The sequence below is a fragment of the Pseudomonadota bacterium genome, assembly GCA_027620075.1.
GTDB lineage: Bacteria > Pseudomonadota > Alphaproteobacteria > Rickettsiales > UBA6187 > 1-14-0-20-39-49.
The window spans coordinates 244,200-262,477 of the sequence record JAQCEY010000003.1 but is presented as its reverse complement, the minus strand read 5'-3'; the positions used below and the strand labels follow the sequence as shown (position 1 = coordinate 262,477).

Annotated in this window: 18 protein-coding genes; 8 read left to right on the top strand and 10 right to left on the bottom strand. The window is 38.4% G+C overall.

Going from position 1 to position 18,278, the window contains the following annotated elements; all coding sequences use genetic code 11:
• Nucleotides 1–21: 21 nt before the first annotated feature.
• A complete protein-coding gene (locus tag O2942_06780; protein MDA0781955.1) occupies nt 22–390 on the bottom strand; it encodes a helix-turn-helix transcriptional regulator in 369 nt (122 codons plus the stop codon).
• A 252-nt stretch (nt 391–642) separates the two neighbouring features.
• Here O2942_06780 and O2942_06775 point away from each other — a divergent pair, with 252 nt between their 5' ends.
• From O2942_06775 to O2942_06745, 7 genes are all read left to right on the top strand, one after another.
• Entirely contained in the window at nt 643–930 is a 288-nt protein-coding gene (locus O2942_06775) for a BolA family transcriptional regulator (protein ID MDA0781954.1), read from the top strand.
• Between the two features lie 123 nt (nt 931–1,053).
• The gene (locus O2942_06770; GenBank protein MDA0781953.1) at nt 1,054–1,269 is read left to right on the top strand and encodes a hypothetical protein; all 216 of its coding nucleotides are present in this window, start codon (nt 1,054–1,056) and stop codon (nt 1,267–1,269) included.
• Nucleotides 1,270–1,408: 139 nt separating this feature from the next.
• The gene (locus tag O2942_06765; GenBank protein ID MDA0781952.1) at nt 1,409–1,627 is read left to right on the top strand and encodes a hypothetical protein; all 219 of its coding nucleotides are present in this window, start codon (nt 1,409–1,411) and stop codon (nt 1,625–1,627) included.
• Between the two features lie 334 nt (nt 1,628–1,961).
• Nucleotides 1,962–4,070: a flagellar biosynthesis protein FlhA gene (gene flhA / locus O2942_06760; protein MDA0781951.1), complete on the top strand. Its 2,109-nt coding sequence runs from the start codon at nt 1,962–1,964 to the stop codon at nt 4,068–4,070.
• Nucleotides 4,071–4,083: 13 nt separating this feature from the next.
• Nucleotides 4,084–4,746, top strand: coding sequence for an O-methyltransferase (locus O2942_06755; GenBank protein ID MDA0781950.1), 663 nt, complete (start codon nt 4,084–4,086; stop codon nt 4,744–4,746).
• A gap of 5 nt (nt 4,747–4,751) precedes the next feature.
• Complete coding sequence (locus O2942_06750; GenBank protein ID MDA0781949.1) at nt 4,752–5,486, top strand: hypothetical protein; 735 nt, start codon at nt 4,752–4,754, stop codon at nt 5,484–5,486.
• A 76-nt stretch (nt 5,487–5,562) separates the two neighbouring features.
• Complete coding sequence (locus O2942_06745; GenBank protein ID MDA0781948.1) at nt 5,563–5,895, top strand: 5-carboxymethyl-2-hydroxymuconate Delta-isomerase; 333 nt, start codon at nt 5,563–5,565, stop codon at nt 5,893–5,895.
• Nucleotides 5,896–5,898: 3 nt separating this feature from the next.
• Here O2942_06745 and O2942_06740 read toward each other — a convergent pair whose 3' ends face one another.
• The 7 genes from O2942_06740 to O2942_06710 all read right to left on the bottom strand — a co-directional run bounded on the left by O2942_06740 (nt 5,899) and on the right by O2942_06710 (nt 15,374).
• Complete coding sequence (locus O2942_06740; protein ID MDA0781947.1) at nt 5,899–8,919, bottom strand: hypothetical protein; 3,021 nt, start codon at nt 8,917–8,919, stop codon at nt 5,899–5,901.
• A gap of 102 nt (nt 8,920–9,021) precedes the next feature.
• The gene (gene recG / locus O2942_06735) at nt 9,022–11,127 is read right to left on the bottom strand and encodes an ATP-dependent DNA helicase RecG (protein MDA0781946.1); all 2,106 of its coding nucleotides are present in this window, start codon (nt 11,125–11,127) and stop codon (nt 9,022–9,024) included.
• A gap of 60 nt (nt 11,128–11,187) precedes the next feature.
• The gene (locus O2942_06730; protein MDA0781945.1) at nt 11,188–12,723 is read right to left on the bottom strand and encodes a TrbI/VirB10 family protein; all 1,536 of its coding nucleotides are present in this window, start codon (nt 12,721–12,723) and stop codon (nt 11,188–11,190) included.
• Between the two features lie 3 nt (nt 12,724–12,726).
• Nucleotides 12,727–13,491, bottom strand: coding sequence for a P-type conjugative transfer protein VirB9 (virB9, locus tag O2942_06725; GenBank protein MDA0781944.1), 765 nt, complete (start codon nt 13,489–13,491; stop codon nt 12,727–12,729).
• 53 nt (nt 13,492–13,544) lie between these two features.
• Complete coding sequence (locus O2942_06720) at nt 13,545–14,315, bottom strand: type IV secretion system protein (GenBank protein ID MDA0781943.1); 771 nt, start codon at nt 14,313–14,315, stop codon at nt 13,545–13,547.
• Nucleotides 14,316–14,493: 178 nt separating this feature from the next.
• Nucleotides 14,494–15,048: a D-alanyl-D-alanine dipeptidase gene (gene ddpX / locus O2942_06715; protein MDA0781942.1), complete on the bottom strand. Its 555-nt coding sequence runs from the start codon at nt 15,046–15,048 to the stop codon at nt 14,494–14,496.
• Nucleotides 15,048–15,374, bottom strand: coding sequence for a 4a-hydroxytetrahydrobiopterin dehydratase (locus tag O2942_06710; GenBank protein MDA0781941.1), 327 nt, complete (start codon nt 15,372–15,374; stop codon nt 15,048–15,050). The genes ddpX and O2942_06710 overlap by 1 nt, the downstream gene beginning before the upstream one ends.
• Before the next feature lie 87 nt (nt 15,375–15,461).
• Between O2942_06710 and tsaB the strand changes: the two genes are divergently transcribed.
• Nucleotides 15,462–16,130 carry a tRNA (adenosine(37)-N6)-threonylcarbamoyltransferase complex dimerization subunit type 1 TsaB gene (gene tsaB / locus O2942_06705; protein MDA0781940.1) on the top strand — a complete coding sequence of 223 codons (669 nt, stop codon included), beginning with the start codon at nt 15,462–15,464 and terminating at the stop codon, nt 16,128–16,130.
• On the opposite strand, the gene O2942_06700 is transcribed toward tsaB, so the two are convergent.
• Nucleotides 16,127–17,194, bottom strand: a complete 1,068-nt coding sequence (locus O2942_06700; GenBank protein MDA0781939.1) for a DUF2336 domain-containing protein — start codon at nt 17,192–17,194, stop codon at nt 16,127–16,129. The two genes, tsaB and O2942_06700, sit on opposite strands and share 4 nt — an antisense overlap.
• A 27-nt stretch (nt 17,195–17,221) precedes the next feature.
• Nucleotides 17,222–18,274: a DUF2336 domain-containing protein gene (locus O2942_06695; protein ID MDA0781938.1), complete on the bottom strand. Its 1,053-nt coding sequence runs from the start codon at nt 18,272–18,274 to the stop codon at nt 17,222–17,224.
• Nucleotides 18,275–18,278: the final 4 nt, after the last annotated feature.

Here is an 18,278-nt window from a genome sequence, read left to right as displayed (position 1 = left end):
AAATAAAAATACTATATTTAATTAGTTCTCTGATAATGTGCGAACTAAAAGGTTGATAGCATTTTGGTGCATTGGGTTTTTAATACGTAAAAAGTTACGTGAAACCTCAATACACATTCTTTGGTGCTGACTTGGCAGCATATCGCCGTTATCGTCTTCCACACCTTCAAAGAAAAAAGCCACAGGTTTATTCAAAGCTTTTGCTATAGCTGCCAATCTTCCTGCGGAGATACGGTTAGTACCTTTTTCATATTTTTGTAATTGTTGGTGTGTTACACCTATTTTGTCAGCTAACTGCTGACGGGACAAACCCATAGAAATCCGCAGTTCATGTATTTTCATACCGATATACGTATCAATCTTCTCTGTAAATTCATTTTTTCTTGCCATTTTAATCTCCCGTATGTAATCCTTTTTAGCATTATTTGCTATCGTTTATATGTGCAACTTATGTGCCATTTTTTCATTTGCACCCGTAGATAGCAATAAACTCAAGGTTTATCAAGCAAAATAATTGTAATATTATTAGTTTTTTTAAAATATATTAATATAATAAACTTCCCAAATAATACTTTTGGTACACTAATATAACACACTCGGTTGCAAATTGAAACATTTTTGCAACACCGAAGGAGGTTTTTTATGACTATTTTTGATAGGATAAACCGAAAATTAAATGAACAATTGTCGATTTTCAAACTAAAAGTAGAAGATGAGTCCCACAAGCACCAAGGGCATGCAGGATATATTGAAGGTGGGGAAACTCATTTTAAGATAGAAGTTGTAACTGATGATTTCATCGGAAAAAGCAAGGTGGCAAGGCATAAAACGATATATAAAATACTCGGGCAGGAAATTGAGGACAGGATACACGCACTTTCCGTTACGGCACTGACAAAAGATGAATATAGTAACAAAACAAAAAATTGATTTTGTAAAATATCCTTAATAAAAGCCTATTATGGTACTACTGATTCTGAAATAATTTTAAAATTTCAGGTCATCATACATGCATAATTTTAATTTGATAAAATACATATGAGGAGACAGAATATGGCTTTAAATGTTACCGAAGGATTAGGACAAAAAGAAGAAGTAATAGAACAAAAGGCTAGAGAGTCTAAAGAAGAAAGCGAACAACAACCTGAAAGAACCGGTATCGCCAGACGCATAGTTGCCGAAAGGGCTGCCAAAGAAAACCGCACAAAGGCAGAACAGGTTAACGAATCCAAAGCTGCTTCAATAGCAGCCGGTGCAGGTCGTCTATAATTATTATGAAAGAACAAATAATTTCAAAGGGAGGCATTAGCCTCCCTTTTTTATACACCTATAAATAGTTGACAAAAATAGTCATATATAGTATTAACAACTTCGGATAACACATTAAAATTCAAAAGGAGTATAATTTATGTCCGATAATGATTTAAGACAAAGAAAAGACCCTAGTTCAGGTGTAGACTTCCGTCACGGAAGCAGCATACGCTCAAATTCGATAACCGGTTCAAATTCAGAGAACATTTCTAACTCGCTAACTGTAGCTGCTATTTTATCAGGTGCTACGACAGCGGACTTCAGAAGTAGCATTGAAGACGAGCGTGAGAACGCTTCACAGGAATTATCCCTTTAAGGATAAACCCGTAATATATGCAAAATATTTTACCAAAGAGAGGGTTTAAGTCCTCTCTTTTTTTATGCAGCGATATTAAATTTGATTTTAATTACTTACATTTGTCATTCCACGAATTTGTTTAGTAAAACAAATTATAGTGGAATCCATATTTTAAAAAGTTAGGAAACTTTTTTAATACGTAAATTAAATTCAAAGTGACTATAAAATCTGTGGAAAAAAACTAAATATAGTTGTTATTCGTAGATATATATACTACATTTAATTACTTGCACCAGGTAGGAGCTAAAATTTGTTTTAACTTTTTATAGCTAAATATTTAAGCTTACTACCTATGGCAGAAGATGTAGCAGCAAAACAGGTGTCTTCCCTTCCCTTTGGAATGGATAAGATAATGCGGCATACCGATATTATGTTTGCGTTGGGCATAATAGGTATTCTGGTTGTCCTGCTTGTTCCCGTTCCCACTTTCATGTTAGACCTTTTACTGGGGGTATCTATAACTTTCGGAGTTATGATACTGATGACGGTGTTATTTATTGATAAGGCACTGGATTTTAGTTCCTTCCCTACTATATTGCTTGTTGCGGCAATGTTCCGCCTGTCACTCAATATAGCATCTACCCGCCTTATACTGGCAAACGGTCATGAAGGCCCCTCCTCCGCCGGTCATGTGATTGAGGCGTTCGGTGGTTTTGTAATGGCAGGTTCGGTAGTTATCGGGGCTATAGTATTCGGTATCCTGACTATCATTAACTTTATAGTTATAACCAAAGGTTCGGGACGTATTGCGGAAGTTGCAGCACGCTTTTCTTTAGATGCCATGCCCGGAAAGCAAATGGCTATTGATGCGGATTTATCGGCAGGTCTTATAAATGAGGACGAGGCGAAAAGACGACGCAAGGAACTGGAGGACGAAAGCACATTCTTCGGAGCAATGGACGGTGCAAGTAAATTCGTGCGTGGCGATGCCATTGCCGGATTGCTTATAACTTTCATTAACCTGATAGGCGGTATGATAATCGGGATAGTACAGCGTGACCTTAGCTTTTCGCAGGCTATCGAATCATATACTATACTTACTATCGGCGACGGTCTGGTATCGCAGATACCGGCTTTAATAGTTTCCACCTCGGCAGGTTTACTGGTTTCTAAATCGGGAGTAAGGGGTTCAACCGATAAAGCTATATTCAAGCAGTTGGGAACTCACCCGCAAGCACTAGGGCTTGTCAGCTTTATTATGGCATTAATGGCTTTTATGCCTGCCATACCTGCCGTACCGTTCCTGTTCATCTCGGCTTCGGTTGGCGGCATCGCATGGAACGTATATGCAAAAGGCAAACAGAACGAGGAAGTGAAAAAAGAAGAGTCCAAACAGGAAAAAGCAAAAGAGCAGCAAAAAGCCGTTGAAGAAGAACCTATTGCCAACGTCCTGCAACTGGAGAACATAAAACTTGAGCTTGGTTACGGTTTGTTGCCTCTTATTAATTATGAAAAAGGCAATAAACTGCCTGACCAGATAAAGGCTTTAAGGAAGCAGATGGCAAAGGATATGGGCTTTGTTATGCCGTCTGTCAGGATTCAGGATAATATGCAACTCCAAAACCACGAATATGTTATCAGGATAAAGGATATTGAATGCGGCAGGGGAATGGTTCGCCCCGACATGTTGCTTGTAATGGATCCAAGAGGGCAGAAAATAAATATTCCGGGTGAAGAAACCAAAGAACCGACTTTCGGGCTTCCTGCAAAATGGGTCGGAGAGTCTTCACGTGAGGATGCATTATTTAGAAACTACACCGTTGTTGACCCTCCTACGGTGATTACCACCCACCTTACCGAAATAGCAAAAGACAATATCAACGAACTATTATCTTATAGCGAAACACAGAAATTACTTGACGGCTTGGGCGAAGAGCATAAGAAACTAGTCGATGAAACGGTTCCTGAAAAAATGTCTGTCGGAGGTGTTCAGCGTGTATTACAAAACCTGCTTTCCGAGAGGGTGTCTATCCGTGACCTACCTACCATATTAGAGGCAATATCGGAAGTTTCGGCATCTACCAAGAGCGTTACCCTGATTACCGAATATGTAAGGGGGCGTTTATCACGTCAGATAAGCTTTGACAATGTTAATGACGATAATGTGATTGAGCTTCTGGCACTATCCTCACTTTGGGAAAAAATGTTCACCGAAGGACTGGGTGAAGGCGAAGACAGACAGCTTTCTATTCCTCCTTCAAAATTACAAGAGTTCATCACAAACGTGAAGCGTGCCTTTAATCAGCATGAAATGCGTGGTGAAAGCCCCGTTTTATTGGTAAATCCGTCAATCAGACCGTATGTACGCTCGGTAGTTGAACGTTTCCGCCCTTCTACAGTGGTATTATCACAAAATGAAATTCACCCTAAGGTAAAGATAAAAACTCTGGGGCAGATATAGTAAAGGAAATAAAATGCTAAATTCAAGAATAGAAGTCGATTCAAGACGCATAGATTATATAAGGGAGGTTTTTGCACAAACCGATGAAGCACTTGCAAGTGTCGGCTGCAACCTGCCCGACAATGAAAAGCGTATGCAAATAGGTGCTGACGAAGGCAAAACTCTATTCACTCTGGCAAGAATGATAAATGCACAAAAAATTGTTGAGATTGGTGTTTTGAACGGATATTCTAGCATCTGGCTGGCAAGGGCATTGCCTGAAGGAGGCAAGCTTTACGCACTGGAAAAAAGCAAGGAACGAGCCGGTATATGCACTCGGAACTTTGAAAAATGCAATGTTGCAGATAAAATCACCGTAATTGATGGTGAGGCTTTATCAAACCTTGATAAAATATCCTCTCACGGACAGTTTGATATGGTATTTATTGATGCCGATAAAGCTAATTACTGTAATTACCTTGACTGGGCGGAACGCAACGTAAGAAAAGGCGGCTTGATAATTGGCGATAATACGTTCCTGTTCGGCTCTGTATATGGTGACAACGTACGCAATCAGCCGGAGGAAACCATAAAAATAATGCAAGAATTTAATAGCCGCCTTGCAAATATTGAAAAATACAGTTCGATTATGATACCCACAACTGAAGGAATGACTGTTGCAGTGAAGGAATTTTAAAAATCATGAGAATATCTAAAAGCATATTTAAACTATGCCTAATAGCAATATTAGCTAATGGCATTTATAACAACGCATACGGCAACGAAATTACTAACACGCCTTATTTACATTCAAGCAGCGATTTAGGCAATGATAACATAGAACTAAGTACCGGATACTTATTATATGACTTCTACAATAAAAACCAAAACTCCAATGAAATTGAAAATCTCACTTTATATAAAAATCCCAACACTTCCTCTGAAAAGATTGGAGTAATAAGTGCAGAAAATTTTATATATATTTATAACGAAAAGTCTGAAAAGAAGCCTCTAAATTCCATATTAATTGATTATGATACAGCCGTTTTACCGGTAAATGAAAAAGACGGTTGGCTTGAAACTCAGTATGGCTGGGTAAAACCAAACACTTTATATAGCTATGTGTCATGGAAAAGCTATTTTGACGACCCTCATAGTAATATCATACAATCATATTATAATTTACCTTTATATAGCAATAGTACAAACAACGAAGCTACGGGATATTATACGGGCAGTTCCGATCTATATATCAAAGAAATCGATAAGAACAATAACCGTATGTTAGTACTTGTTGACCAAAATGAAAGCTTTTCAAAGCTATGTAATGGCGATATCAAAATAAAAGACATTCCTGAAGGAAATATTGGCTGGATAGACTACATAAACAAAAAAGGACAAGCTCAGGTATTTATCCCATATCCTAAAGGCTGCTAAAAACAATATTTCTTGCCGTTTTGATATTTTTTATCTATATAATATGCTTCTTATTAATTTAGTTTAAAATAAAAACATGCCGCACATAATAATTGAATATTCCGATAACTTAAAAAAAGATATCAAGGATTCGAGTGTAACCGAAAAACTGCATAAGGCGGTCACAGAATCCGGCTTGTTTTCTCCTGATGCCGTAAAGGCTCGTGCTATAGGCTATAGCGACTATGTATTACCCGAAGGGGCTAAAAGCTTTATCCATATAACGGTTTCAATACTGGAAGGCAAAAGTACGGGTCAGAAAGCTTCGCTTAGCAACAGCGTATTTGATACCGCTCGTAAAGCTATAGCCTCATGTGACAAGTTGTCCGTGGATATCCGTGAAATGGAAACCGAAAGCTATAGAAAGTAACGCTTATTGTAAAGGAATTCCCCATTTATCACTAAGGTAAGTTTCTACGGTATTCCTTTCTTTATTATTAAGTTTATCATCATACAGAACTATCTCACCGATATCTCCGTAATAAACTTCAGTAAATACCGAACCGACTTTCCAGCCTCCTATGCCTCCGGGTCCCCATTGAGTTAATTTATTCTTAGTAGCAGGGTTTGTACCGCCGCCTTTATAAGAACTGTTTCTATAGTATGAAATTCTATTGGCATCGTATGATACTACGGAAATATTATGTATACCGACTCGGTACTGATGACCGAACACATACCTTGTTTTGTCTTTTCCTCTATATAGCATTAATCTGGACGGACTAGCATCAAACGTTAGCCATACCGAGTCATCCTCAACATCGCCGTTAGATCCTATAAGCGTCATATATTTGCTCGAACCAATACCTGAATATTGATACTTGTTTTCCTTATGCATCACAAAAAGCGAGAAACCTGCGGTATAACTTTTATACGGATAATATAAGAGATTCTGGTTAAACCTTACAGTCGGATAACCGTTTTTTCCTTGCGACTTGCTTGTATATAAAGGTCTAAGCGACGTATCACTTTGTTTGGCATGATAATTATTACCTGATTTATCTTTCCAGCAAGCAATCCTGTCCCCTCCGGGATTTGCTTTACCCGTACAATTAGTATTTTTGAAAACCGTATTGCCGTCTTGTGCGTCAAACCACATCACCATATCCGAAATAGTAACTTTGTCGTAGTCAATATTTGGAGTGCATGCATTTCTCTCGTTCACCCATTGACCTGATTTATCACAATTCATAAGAGGAGATCCGTTATATCCTTCGTTACAAACACCTGTAACATTATTTGTACTAACCGGTGTCTTAGGATATCTGGCATTATTTATAACGGCAACCTGACAATGAGTTTCAGGTACGTAATCAGGTGTGCAGGCTCCAATCTGATTTACCCAGTTACCGTCGGAATCACAATCCATCGTCGGAAAACCCGAGTAACCTGTATCGCATTTTCCGTTAACACCGTTTTTTCCACTAAAAGTCTTATCGTACGTTGCGTTATTAATAGTTTTTGTGGGACAAAATTTTCTGCAAGAAAGCCTTTCATTTACCCATACGCCTTCAATTGAGCAATCCGCAACCGGACTACCTTCATAGCCGTTAGCGGTATCACATTGCCCCTTAATATCATCTTCACCGGCAAATGTCTGAGGATAAGTAGCATCATCACCCGTAGAGGCGGTACTGTTAACTGCCTTTCCTGCATTACATACTATTCTTTCACACGGTACGATAACATCACCCCATGTTTCATCAGCATTACATCTTCTCTGAGCCGTTCCTATAACATGATAACCTTCATTGCACCTATCTGAATGTGCTATACTGTTTTTTGGGGTTGCAGGCCAGTAAGCGTTTCCGACCAGATCATTTGTAGCATTACATATACCGCTTGTGCAATTATTACTAGCCGGCTTCCATACACCGTTCGCATTACAATATTCTGTTATCGTGCCGTTAGCCCCGTTATCACAGTAGGCTCCTTCTTTTACCCTATATGAACCTACGTATTCACCTCCGTCACATATAATTGGGGAGCAGGTATCTATTAATGTAGTCCAATAATCAGGATCCGGAGCTTGTGCGTCCATACAGATCAGTGTGTGCTTTCCGACCTTGCCTCTCGGACAGCCTATATCTTTAGTATCACCGACAGTACATGAACCGCTATAGTCGGGAACACATGTCGAACCTACCGAAGTTACTTCCCAACTACCTGAAATAGTACAAACTTCTTTTACCGCTCCTATATAATCCGCTCCACAACTTAATCCCGAATTGCCCGATACACCTATATCTTTAAAATCACATTGGGTAGGTGAGCATGAATCGTCAGTGTTAACCCACTTGTTGTCCGTACAGGTTTGAAGTAAATATCCTTCCTGACCGAGACCGCACGCCTGTGTCTTTCTAACTTCACCGTTATTTTTGCACGGACTACTATCCTTTACCGAGCAATCTTCGTTTTCTATCTCCCATACACCGCTCTCATTACATCTTTGCAGAATTCCCGCTCCGACCATATTATTTATACAGCTCAAGCGTCTTGTATCTCCGAATAAACCTCCATCACTACATTTTACTTCTTCGCATTTTCTATCCATAACTTCCCAGCTACCGACATTATCCTCACTTACACGGCAAGTTTCTATTATCGAACCCTCATATCCGTCAGGACATGTTTGTGAAGGATCGCTTTTCTGCCTTGTAAGTCCAAGTGCGTTACAACTACCCGTTACAGGTTCCATATCTATATTCTTACTACCTCTTATAATAAAAATTAAACGGCATGAAGCCGTTTTCATAGAAACATTATATTTTCCGTCGGAATTAATACAATCCGTACCGTCGCCCTCAGCAAGTACTATTCCTTTACGAGGGTTTCCGTCATCGAGCTTTTCATCTATGGACTTTGCATCCTCGGCGGTTATTATGGCAAGCGTATTATTACTATCTAAATGATTATAACCTGCAAGCTCAATTGCTATTGCCTGTTCGGAAATATTACCCGAAGTAATCGTGCCGGTCAGCCTTACTTTATATCCCCCACCTTCAATATCTGCGGAAGGGACACCTTTGCCCGGTGTATAAGTCGAGCTACCGTCATATCTCCCCTGAAGAAGCCCTGCAACCGACAAATGATGCCAAAACCCGATTGCCTCAGCCTCGGTATCAATAACACCGTTACCGTTGCCGGGATTTGCGTTCGGCAATGAGCTAACATCTGCTATATCTCCCGGAAGGGCTTTATATTCTTTCTCAAATTTTTCAACGGCTGTAGAAAATTTAGATATTTGGGAAAGTACATTATTATTTTTTGTCTTATTCAGAACCGCAGAACCACCCAAAGCCATTACTACTATTGCAGAAACCGACGCTAAAACCACAGACATCTCAGTGAAACTAAAACCTCTGCTTGAACCGAATTTTAATCTAAACATCATGTACTAACCTTTTTTAATATGGTCAGATATTTCAGAACAAAACGTTCTAAACATACACAATTGTATCACATTTAAAACAAAATGTTTAATAAAAAGTACAATTTAAGCAAATGTAGTTTCTTTAGTTTTTTCAATGTAAGAAACTTGTTTTTCAAAACCGAATAGATAAAGCAGCATTCCCAATGACTTGCCTCTTTCAGACTGTAATTTAGGGTCTGTTTCCATTATATATGCGGCATCTTTATTGGCATCTCTTAGTAAATCCATATGGGTGTAGAGGTCTGCGACTTTGAACTCCGGCAATCCTGACTGCTTTGTTCCCAGAACATCGCCTCCGCCTCTTATTTTCAGGTCTTCTTCGGATAAATAGAAACCGTCATTACTTTCCCGCATTATTTTTAGACGTTTGACCGATATATCTCCCAAATCGTGATATAGTAACACGCAACTAGACTGCTTATCATTTCGCCCCACCCTGCCTCTTAGCTGATGTAATTGTGACAGCCCGAACCTTTCGGCATGTTCAATGATTATTACGGTAGCATCGGGTACGTCCACCCCCACTTCCACTACGGTGGTTGCTACCAGTATGTCTATGTCACCCTCTTTAAAGTCCGTCATGGTTTTTTCACGCTCTTGTGCGTCCATACGTCCATGTACCATGCCTACCATACCTTTAAATATCTTGCTTAGTGCTTTAAACCGCTCTTCTACATTAGCCAGCCCCGTCATTTCCGATTCTTCTATAAGGGGGCATATCCAATATATTTTTTCACCTCTGTCTATTACACTCCAAAGCCTCTCAACTATATTATCTATTTTTGCAGCCGGAACTATGCGTGTATCTATCATTTTCCGCCCTTTAGGTTTATCTGTAAGCCTTGAACACTCCATATCGCCATATAATGTCATGGTAAGAGTTCTTGGAATAGGAGTTGCGGTCATTAACAACACATCAACATTTTGCCCCTTTGCGGCTAATGACATACGCTGTGCTACACCGAATCTGTGCTGTTCATCTATAATAATCAGCCCTAAATCTTTAAATCCCACCGCATCTTGGAATAATGCATGCGTACCGATAATTATATCTATCTTTCCGCCTTTTAGGTCGTTAATTATTTCCTCACGTTTTTTCCCTTTTGTTTTACCGATTAGCAGACGGACATTACAATTAATACCCTCGGTAACCTGTGTTATCCACTTCATATGCTGCAATGCCAGTATTTCGGTAGGAGCCATAACGGCCACCTGCTTTCCTGCCTCTACTGCATTTAACGCCGCCATTAATGCCACAACAGTTTTTCCGCTACCCACATCGCCCTGCAATAGCCTCATCATACGGCTGTCTGACTCCTGATCGTCATTTATCTCTTTGATTACCTGAATCTGCCCTGCCGTCAGTTCAAAAGGCAGGCTATCGGATAATTGCTTTCTTAAACTACCGTCACCCCGCATTGAAACGCCACCGGTTTTATTTACATATTTTCTGACGATAGCCAGTGCCAGTTGGTTTGCCAGTAATTCATCATATGCCAGCCTGCACATTATTTTTGAATCGGGCAGTATATCTTCAGGTTCGGTGGGTTTATGCATGTTAATTATACAATTTGCCCAGCTATCCCATTTATTGCGTTGTAAATAGTCTGCACTTATCCATTCGGGCAACGGGATTACTCGTTTTAAAGCATCGTGCATAGCCTTCATGAGGGTTTTTCTGCCTATACCGGAAGATAGCTGGTAGACAGGCTCAACAATCCTGATTTTATCTATATCGCTTACAGGGGCTATATATTCGGGGTGAGCTATCTGTATTTCACCTGCGAATTTATCAATCTTACCGCTTATAACCCTTGTCTGCCCTACAGGTAGGAGTTTCTTAAGATAGTTCGGATATGCATTAAAGAATAGCAAAGTTACAAAACCGGTTTCATTATAGCAGCGTACTTTATAAGGAGAACTTTTATCATATGCTCTTGCCGGAGGAATATGGTCATCAACTTTTATTACTACCGTTACCACATCTCCTTCTTTCATGTCCCCGACCGAAGGCATATATCTCCTGTCTACGGCACTTTTGGGGTAGTGGTACAATATGTCGATTACCTTATCGCCGATGATACGCTTGAAGATGCTCCTTGTTTTACTACCGATACCGGCTAGATTGGAAACATCTGCAAATAACGGGAACAATATGTTCGGTCGCATAAACAAATGCCTTATTTAAAAGGTTAAATACTATAGCGACCCTATATTACATTAATATTGTTATTGTACAAATGTAATGTTATTTGCAGCGGAGTTAGGGAAATGTAAGTCACGGTTAACAAACACTTTTATTCTGACCCCCTGCTGAATTATTACGGTAGGTTTGTCATTTAACAATCCCTCGGCTATACTATCGGCAATATCGCTAATATCACTAACAGACGAAAGTACCGCAGCATCTGTCGTTGTTCCCGTATTAGAAGTAGTGGTACTTCCATCGGTGTTTGTAGTTGAAGTTGAGGTCTGCTGTTGCGATTCGTTAATATCATCAACTAACAGTGAAGTTCCTATTGATAAAGTACTCAATAATAGAGCATTAGTGATTATATCAAAATATTTGTAGTCAACAAACCCCGGAATACCTGCCCTTCCCATTTTATCTGTTCCCGGTGAATCTATCATTATATCAATACCGTCCGGTCTTATAACCCTTGTCCACTCAATTACAACCCTTCCGGCTCCCTCATCGGGAACGGTATAATTACCTATAAGCCTTGATCCTTTAGGAATTAATATATTTCTACCGGATTCGGCATAAGTATCTCTACTTATTATAGCTCTTATCATACCTTCAAGGTCAGTGTTAATAGCCGTTTCCAAAACAGCATCAATCATTTTTCCCTGAGCTATCATATTATCGGTATTACCGATCAGTGCCGCCTTGGTTTTATCGGCAGAAGTTAGCTGCATTTCAAAATCACCGTTTAACAGTTCATCCAGTTCTTTTTGCCGTGTACTTGCGTTTCCGGCTCCGCCTCCTCCTCCACCGCCTATCGTCAACATCGGCTGACGTCTTTTAGCTGATTCTTTTGCAGCAATCTCTTCAGGAGTAGGACCTCCTACGTTGACCTGCACAGGTGTCCTTGCAACTCTTGAAGTAATCGATGTAGTAGCCGGAGCTACAACAGGTACGGCAGGGACTGATGCCTTTACTTCCATGGTAGGAGGTAATATACCGCCGGCACCTGTCGGTCGTTCTGTTTGTACGGTAATTTCCTTCCACCCTTCAGGATCAAACTCTTGATCATTAGTCTGATTCTGATTGAAGGTAGGCCACTGTTCGAAAATGTTTTTATCACTATCTTCGTCACTAAAGCCATCACCTTTAGGCATGTTCATTTTGCTATCATCTACCAGAGATATTTCATCTTCAAAATTGGGGAGTTCAGGTGCTTGTGCAACACCTACGTTCAACTGAATGCCGTCGGAATCCTGCGTTGGTTTGACTGCATTTTTAACGGGTTGTGATTTTATGTCTTCCTGTATTTTTTTCGCTTTTATCTCTTCATCGGTTTGTTTAAATACAAGATTATATACAAGATATAAACTACCTATTAATACGACACCAAGTAATAATATGTTCTTGCCGGGAGTTGATGCTAGTGCAGAAGCCTCCTCCTGAACTTCAATATCATCATCTAGGTTATCAACATTTACCGTATTGATTTGCTCTTCATAATCACCCTTGCCGATATTAGAATTAGAATCATAATCATCATCGTCAGGTATATTATTATTGTTGTTACCTACTAACACTTATTACCCCTCATTATAAATATAAACAACATCGTCATTCATCCTTAACGCCAGTCTATCGATTAACTGCTTTACTACGATATAATCTCCCTCTCTGGAATAGGTGGCTCTTTCTTCTTTTCCGTCATTTGAAACCGTAAACAACTTAGGAACTACGGCATTATTGTTACGGAATTGTAAATATGTACTTTGACCGTCATCAAATACCTTGACCGGAGCAAAATCCTCAGGTCCCGTCAAGGTGTAATTAAAATTATATTCTTCTTTTTTTACAACCGGCTGATACACCTCGACTGTTTCCGGCGTATATTTACCGATATCCATGTTCATATCGACAATTTCGACCTTCGGTTTATCAAGGTCTTCTAAAGGATAGAAAAAGCGTACCACATACACAAGATCTTCATCAAGATTATCATCGGGATATTTAGACTGTAACTCGAACTGATAAGTTCTCTTGTTGGTTATTACGGTCATATTAGTCTGTGCATCACCCTCTATAGCCTTTATGAACAGGCGGCGATCAACAGGAGTTATTTTCCAAGAATAGTTATTACCTATTGAAATAGTTTCTATTTCTTCATTCTTAGCAAACTCTATATTAGACTGGTATCCGTACTGCACCGTAACATGAAAAACCTCGTTCTCATTATAGACAAAGGTTTTTATCCTACTATCCGTAGTTATAGGTGTTTTACCGTATGCGACCGAATCACTGTAAAAAACAGCACATACTATGATTAAAAATTTATATATATTATTTTTCATCCTTTTTTCACCTTCACGCTAAGTTATATATAATTTATAAAATCATCTCTTAATTATTGACCGACCGCAGATTCACTCGGAACAGTACTCAAAACATCCTCGGTCTCATAATAAGTATCAGGGTTTACGGCATATCTTGTTACCTGAAATCCTAACGGATTGATACTTAGTTCCGCTAATGTATTTTCAAGATCCTCAAATTGAAAATCTATTATTGCACTATATCTTCTCGTTAAGGTCTTGCCCCTTGATACTGTGGTTGTTGCCTTAAAATTAACAAGATAAGTCATAACCACGTTTTTATCTTTACCTTTTTGGAGATTCAAATTCGACCTGTCATTGATTGATAATACTTCAATATCCCTTCTTGAGCCACGCGACCGTATCGATGATTGTATATCGTCTATCTCTCCGGATCTCAAATTTTCCCTGAAAGAGGTATAAGACGCTTGGTTCGATAAAAGCCTTACCTTTTTATAGTAATCATCTTTATATGTGGATGGGTTATAACCTTCTCGTGCCTGCACATATTGGAATAGGAAGTAACGCTTCAGAGCCTCTTCCTGACCGATTCTTTCACGCAGGAAAGGTCTTATAACGTTAGTTATACCGGTTTTTTCCTCAATCTCGATAACAAAAGGTTCTATTTTCTTGCTTGAGGTAACCTCAATGATACCGAGGGTAGATATAATAATCCCGACAGTTGATATCAATATTAAAATGACCAGAAAGTTTCTTTGTACAACAACAGTTTGATATCTGTCCTCATACCAGTTTTTACTCGCTGCGATTGATTCGTCTTGTTTCTTTTTTTTAAAAAACATTAAGATTTACCTTTCTTAATATAAATGTGAGTTATTAAAACACCCTTATGTTACAATATTTATTTCGCTCTAGCAATAAAAACAGATTTACCTTTTTAAAGCGGGCTTTAAATCTTTATGCTAAGAAACTATATAATACCCACAATAAACACAATAAACAAACTTTATTAACATATTATTAAATTATACAAGTTTTTGCTTCAATATCAGTATATTTTTTATATTTCTCATGAAAAGGTAGCTGATAGTGCCACCACTCGTTAGGATTATGCTTCCAACCGGACACCGCCATTATTCCCATTAAAACGTATCTGTTTTTTTGTGCTTCAATACTAACTTCCTGATTTCCGTGATGTGACAGCGGAGTAAAAGCGTCAAATTCCGTTCCCATATCAAGCTCTTTTAAATTAGCATCAACCAGCGTCATATCAACCGCAATACCTCTACAATGAGGGGTAACACCGTTTTGTGGATCTGAAACAAATTCAGGGTCGGGAAATTTATTCCATAATGCCCATTGGGCTTCAAGGGGTCGAAATGCATCGAATATTTTTATTTTATAACCTATTTTATTTGCAAATTCTGAGGCTTTTTTTAAAGCCGCCGCCGCATCCGTGTGTAAAAAACAGTAACCGTTCTTATATATAGCTTTGCCGGTAACGTTCCTGTCGGTAGCATATACTATGTCCGTTTGAACATTATATTCTTCAGGTTTTATCTCAATAAGTTCCACTATTTTATCTCGTTTATTTTAGCTGCAACAATAAAGTCATTTTCATGCAGACCGCCTATGGAGTGGGTTTGCAAGGTTATACTACAATATCCCCAGCCCATTTTAATATCGGGGTGATGGTTTTGTTCTTCCGCTATTTTTCCTACTTTATTGACAAATTCCAATGCCTGTTCAAAATTCCTGAATTTGATATCTTTTAGAATCGAATTAAATTCGGCATTTGTCTGCCAGCCTTCGATTTCACTTAAAAGCTTCTTTACTTCATTTTGAGATAACGGCTTGACTCCCCCTTCACAAGGAACACATTTTTTGTTTGAAAACGCCATGAAAAATACTCTGATTGAAATTAATTATACGTTACTATATAAAAACTATACTATTTTCCAATTTTTATTTTTTGTTCTTTATACAATATGAAAATTCTTTCTGTAGACACTACTCACGGCGACTGTTCCGTTTCACTGCTAAAAGACGGCAATATTGCCTGTGAAATTACTCAGACCGAGTCCGGCAAACAAGCCGAACAAATGATATCGCTAATCCGGACCGTACTAAAAAACGGCGGCACTAATTATAAAGAGCTAGATGCTATAGCGGTAAATATAGGTCCGGGTAGCTTTACGGGTGTCAGGATAGGGCTATCGGGTGTAAAGGGTATTAACCTTGTAACCGGAACGCCTATAGTACCTGTCACAAGCTTTGAGTCTGTTGCCATGCAGCTTGACCTTAAAAATAACAAAAGGGATATACTTGTCGTACTAGATGCCAAAAGGAAGCAGCTATATACACAGCTTTTTGGCACAAATCTAGAACCTCTGACCGAACCGGAATTAATTAGCTACGACCAAATAATCAAGTTCAATAAAAACAATGAAATCATATTAACCGGTAACGGCAGTATGCTTGTAGCGGATATACTGTCGGAAAATAACTGCGATTATAAAATCATTAACAAGAACGCAGCATCTGAATCGGTATCTATAGCATATGCCGCATATAAAAAATTCAAGGCTAATGATTATCCGAAAATTATCTCTCCTCTTTATATAAGGAAACCGGACGCTAAAAAGCAATCGTCTTAACCATTCCCTTCTACGGTGCTTTTTATAAGGGTTATTATATATTCGATATTTTCTATACCGCCTTCCTCTTCATCGAACATAAGCATATTTGTGATGATTCTTTTTGAATCCCTGTCCGAGAGCTTTACACCTGTACCCGGAAGCTCTTCGCTAAGGTTATTGAGAACACAAAGTAGTGTTTCGGTAGAATCAAACAGGTTATCCGGCAGTCCCACTCTTTTATAAAGTTCACTAAAACTATTTGATGCATCACTATCCAGTATTTTTCTGACATTCATAACTGGTGCTTTTAACTTTCTTGCAACACATGTTTCGAAAAGCTTTATGTTACCCATACATAAAGCATAAATCGGAGCTATATTATCCTGCACACCACGTTTTTTGATAACTTGCGTAAACTGGTAATATTCCTTATCGACATCTTGCTTGGATTTCTTATTATCAATATCTTGTTCATCACCCTCTACAATAAGCTTTTCTTTAACGGTCTTGAGAATACTTAAAGGTACTTTTGCCCTTTGTTTTATTGAACCAAGGATATTCTTTACCTCAGGGAATTTTTCAACTATCTCTTTATATCCGTCTTCTGAAACTGCAGCTCCTTTGTTATTTAATAAAGTAACTACAACGTCTTCATGTCCTTTATGTATAAGTGCCTCCGAAACACCCTCTGAAACCGCTTCACGTTTTGATATGATTTTTTGTTTTTCAATGTCATCGGTTCTTTCTATTATATAGATTAGGTTTTCATCGGTTAAGGCTTTTGAGAATTCCAATATAGGTATTGCAACAATATCAATATCCTGAGCCAACTGCATAACAAGTTCATTTGAAGCGTTTGACGCACTTTTTATAGACTCGGATATTCCTTGTTTAACCTGAGTATCGGATTCTTTTATAAGTGTACTTAGTATTCTTTCTACAGCCTCTTTTTGTTGAATGGACAGACTTCCCTCAGTGTAATACTTACCTATTTTTTTTATTACGTCTATTTTTGCTTCTAAAGGACTATTTAAAAGCAATTCAATATCTACATGAGATACTATATTTTTTTCTGCACTCATAACAAACTTTTATTCCTCAGGCTTTAATTACTTATTTACCCCAATATTGATTAATGACACCAGATACTCAAGATTTTCGGTAACATCCATTTCTTCTGCGAGCATTATCATATTATTTATTACTCTTTTAGCTTCCGATTCAGTCAGGCTTGATATTTCGGTATCAATATCTTCACTGAAATCCCTTAATACCAAAAACAGTACCTTGCTAGAACTATGAAGTTTCTCCGGCAGGTTTGCCCTTTGATATATGATATCGAATTTTTCACCGCTTTCGTCATTATTAAGTAGCTTTGAAATATTTACAACCGGTATGTAAATATTTCTTGCCACACATAATTTAAACAGCTTAAAACTTCCCTTACATAAAGCATAAATCGGCATTATATCATCGTTAATACCTTTTTCCCTTGCTCGCTTTATAAAGCTGTTATATTCCATGTCGGCATTATTCTCTACCGTATCATTCGTATTATCCGGCGACATTTTTCGAGCAGCATCACGTACTATATATAAAGGCACTTTAGGACGCTGCATGACTTCTTCCATAATTGATTTTTTATGGGCAAAGATTTTTATGATATCCTCATAACCCTTGTCAGGCACACGTGAGCTTTTATTACGCAGCAATGTTACTATAACAGGCTCATGCTTCTTATCTATCAGGGCATTTGATACTACTTGCGAAACATTAACCCTTTTAGAAATGCTTTTTTCTTTTTCAATGTCATCTGTTTTTTGTATTATATAGATAAGGTTTTCATCTGTAAGAACAGGAGAAAATTCCAATACCGGTATGGATACGATAGTAACGTCTTCCGCCAGATGCATTACTATTTTATGAGGAATGTCATTAGAATTTTTGATGGACTCGGACATAGCCTGCCTGACCTGCTCATCCGACTCACTATCGGCGATGGTAGATATTATCTTCTCGGCGGCCTTTTTTTGTTCATCTGAAAAACTGCCTGCGGTATAATATTTACCTATTTTCTTTATTATATCCAACTTGATATCTTTCGGACTTTTTAGCAGTGCATCAATATCAACTTCAGATAAAATTCTCTTTTTTGCTTGCATTTAT

Bases quoted from the DNA above. Each gene is read 5' to 3' on its own strand.
- O2942_06780 (MDA0781955.1), bottom strand. From the start codon at position 390: ATGGCAAGAAAAAATGAATTTACAGAGAAGATTGATACGTATATCGGT.
- O2942_06775 (MDA0781954.1), top strand. From the start codon at position 643: ATGACTATTTTTGATAGGATAAACCGAAAATTAAATGAACAATTGTCG.
- O2942_06770 (MDA0781953.1), top strand. From the start codon at position 1,054: ATGGCTTTAAATGTTACCGAAGGATTAGGACAAAAAGAAGAAGTAATA.
- O2942_06765 (MDA0781952.1), top strand. From the start codon at position 1,409: ATGTCCGATAATGATTTAAGACAAAGAAAAGACCCTAGTTCAGGTGTA.
- flhA (MDA0781951.1), top strand. From the start codon at position 1,962: ATGGCAGAAGATGTAGCAGCAAAACAGGTGTCTTCCCTTCCCTTTGGA.
- O2942_06755 (MDA0781950.1), top strand. From the start codon at position 4,084: ATGCTAAATTCAAGAATAGAAGTCGATTCAAGACGCATAGATTATATA.
- O2942_06750 (MDA0781949.1), top strand. From the start codon at position 4,752: ATGAGAATATCTAAAAGCATATTTAAACTATGCCTAATAGCAATATTA.
- O2942_06745 (MDA0781948.1), top strand. From the start codon at position 5,563: ATGCCGCACATAATAATTGAATATTCCGATAACTTAAAAAAAGATATC.
- O2942_06740 (MDA0781947.1), bottom strand. From the start codon at position 8,919: ATGATGTTTAGATTAAAATTCGGTTCAAGCAGAGGTTTTAGTTTCACT.
- recG (MDA0781946.1), bottom strand. From the start codon at position 11,127: ATGCGACCGAACATATTGTTCCCGTTATTTGCAGATGTTTCCAATCTA.
- virB9 (MDA0781944.1), bottom strand. From the start codon at position 13,491: ATGAAAAATAATATATATAAATTTTTAATCATAGTATGTGCTGTTTTT.
- O2942_06720 (MDA0781943.1), bottom strand. From the start codon at position 14,315: ATGTTTTTTAAAAAAAAGAAACAAGACGAATCAATCGCAGCGAGTAAA.
- O2942_06710 (MDA0781941.1), bottom strand. From the start codon at position 15,374: ATGGCGTTTTCAAACAAAAAATGTGTTCCTTGTGAAGGGGGAGTCAAG.
- tsaB (MDA0781940.1), top strand. From the start codon at position 15,462: ATGAAAATTCTTTCTGTAGACACTACTCACGGCGACTGTTCCGTTTCA.
- O2942_06700 (MDA0781939.1), bottom strand. From the start codon at position 17,194: ATGAGTGCAGAAAAAAATATAGTATCTCATGTAGATATTGAATTGCTT.
- O2942_06695 (MDA0781938.1), bottom strand. From the start codon at position 18,274: ATGCAAGCAAAAAAGAGAATTTTATCTGAAGTTGATATTGATGCACTG.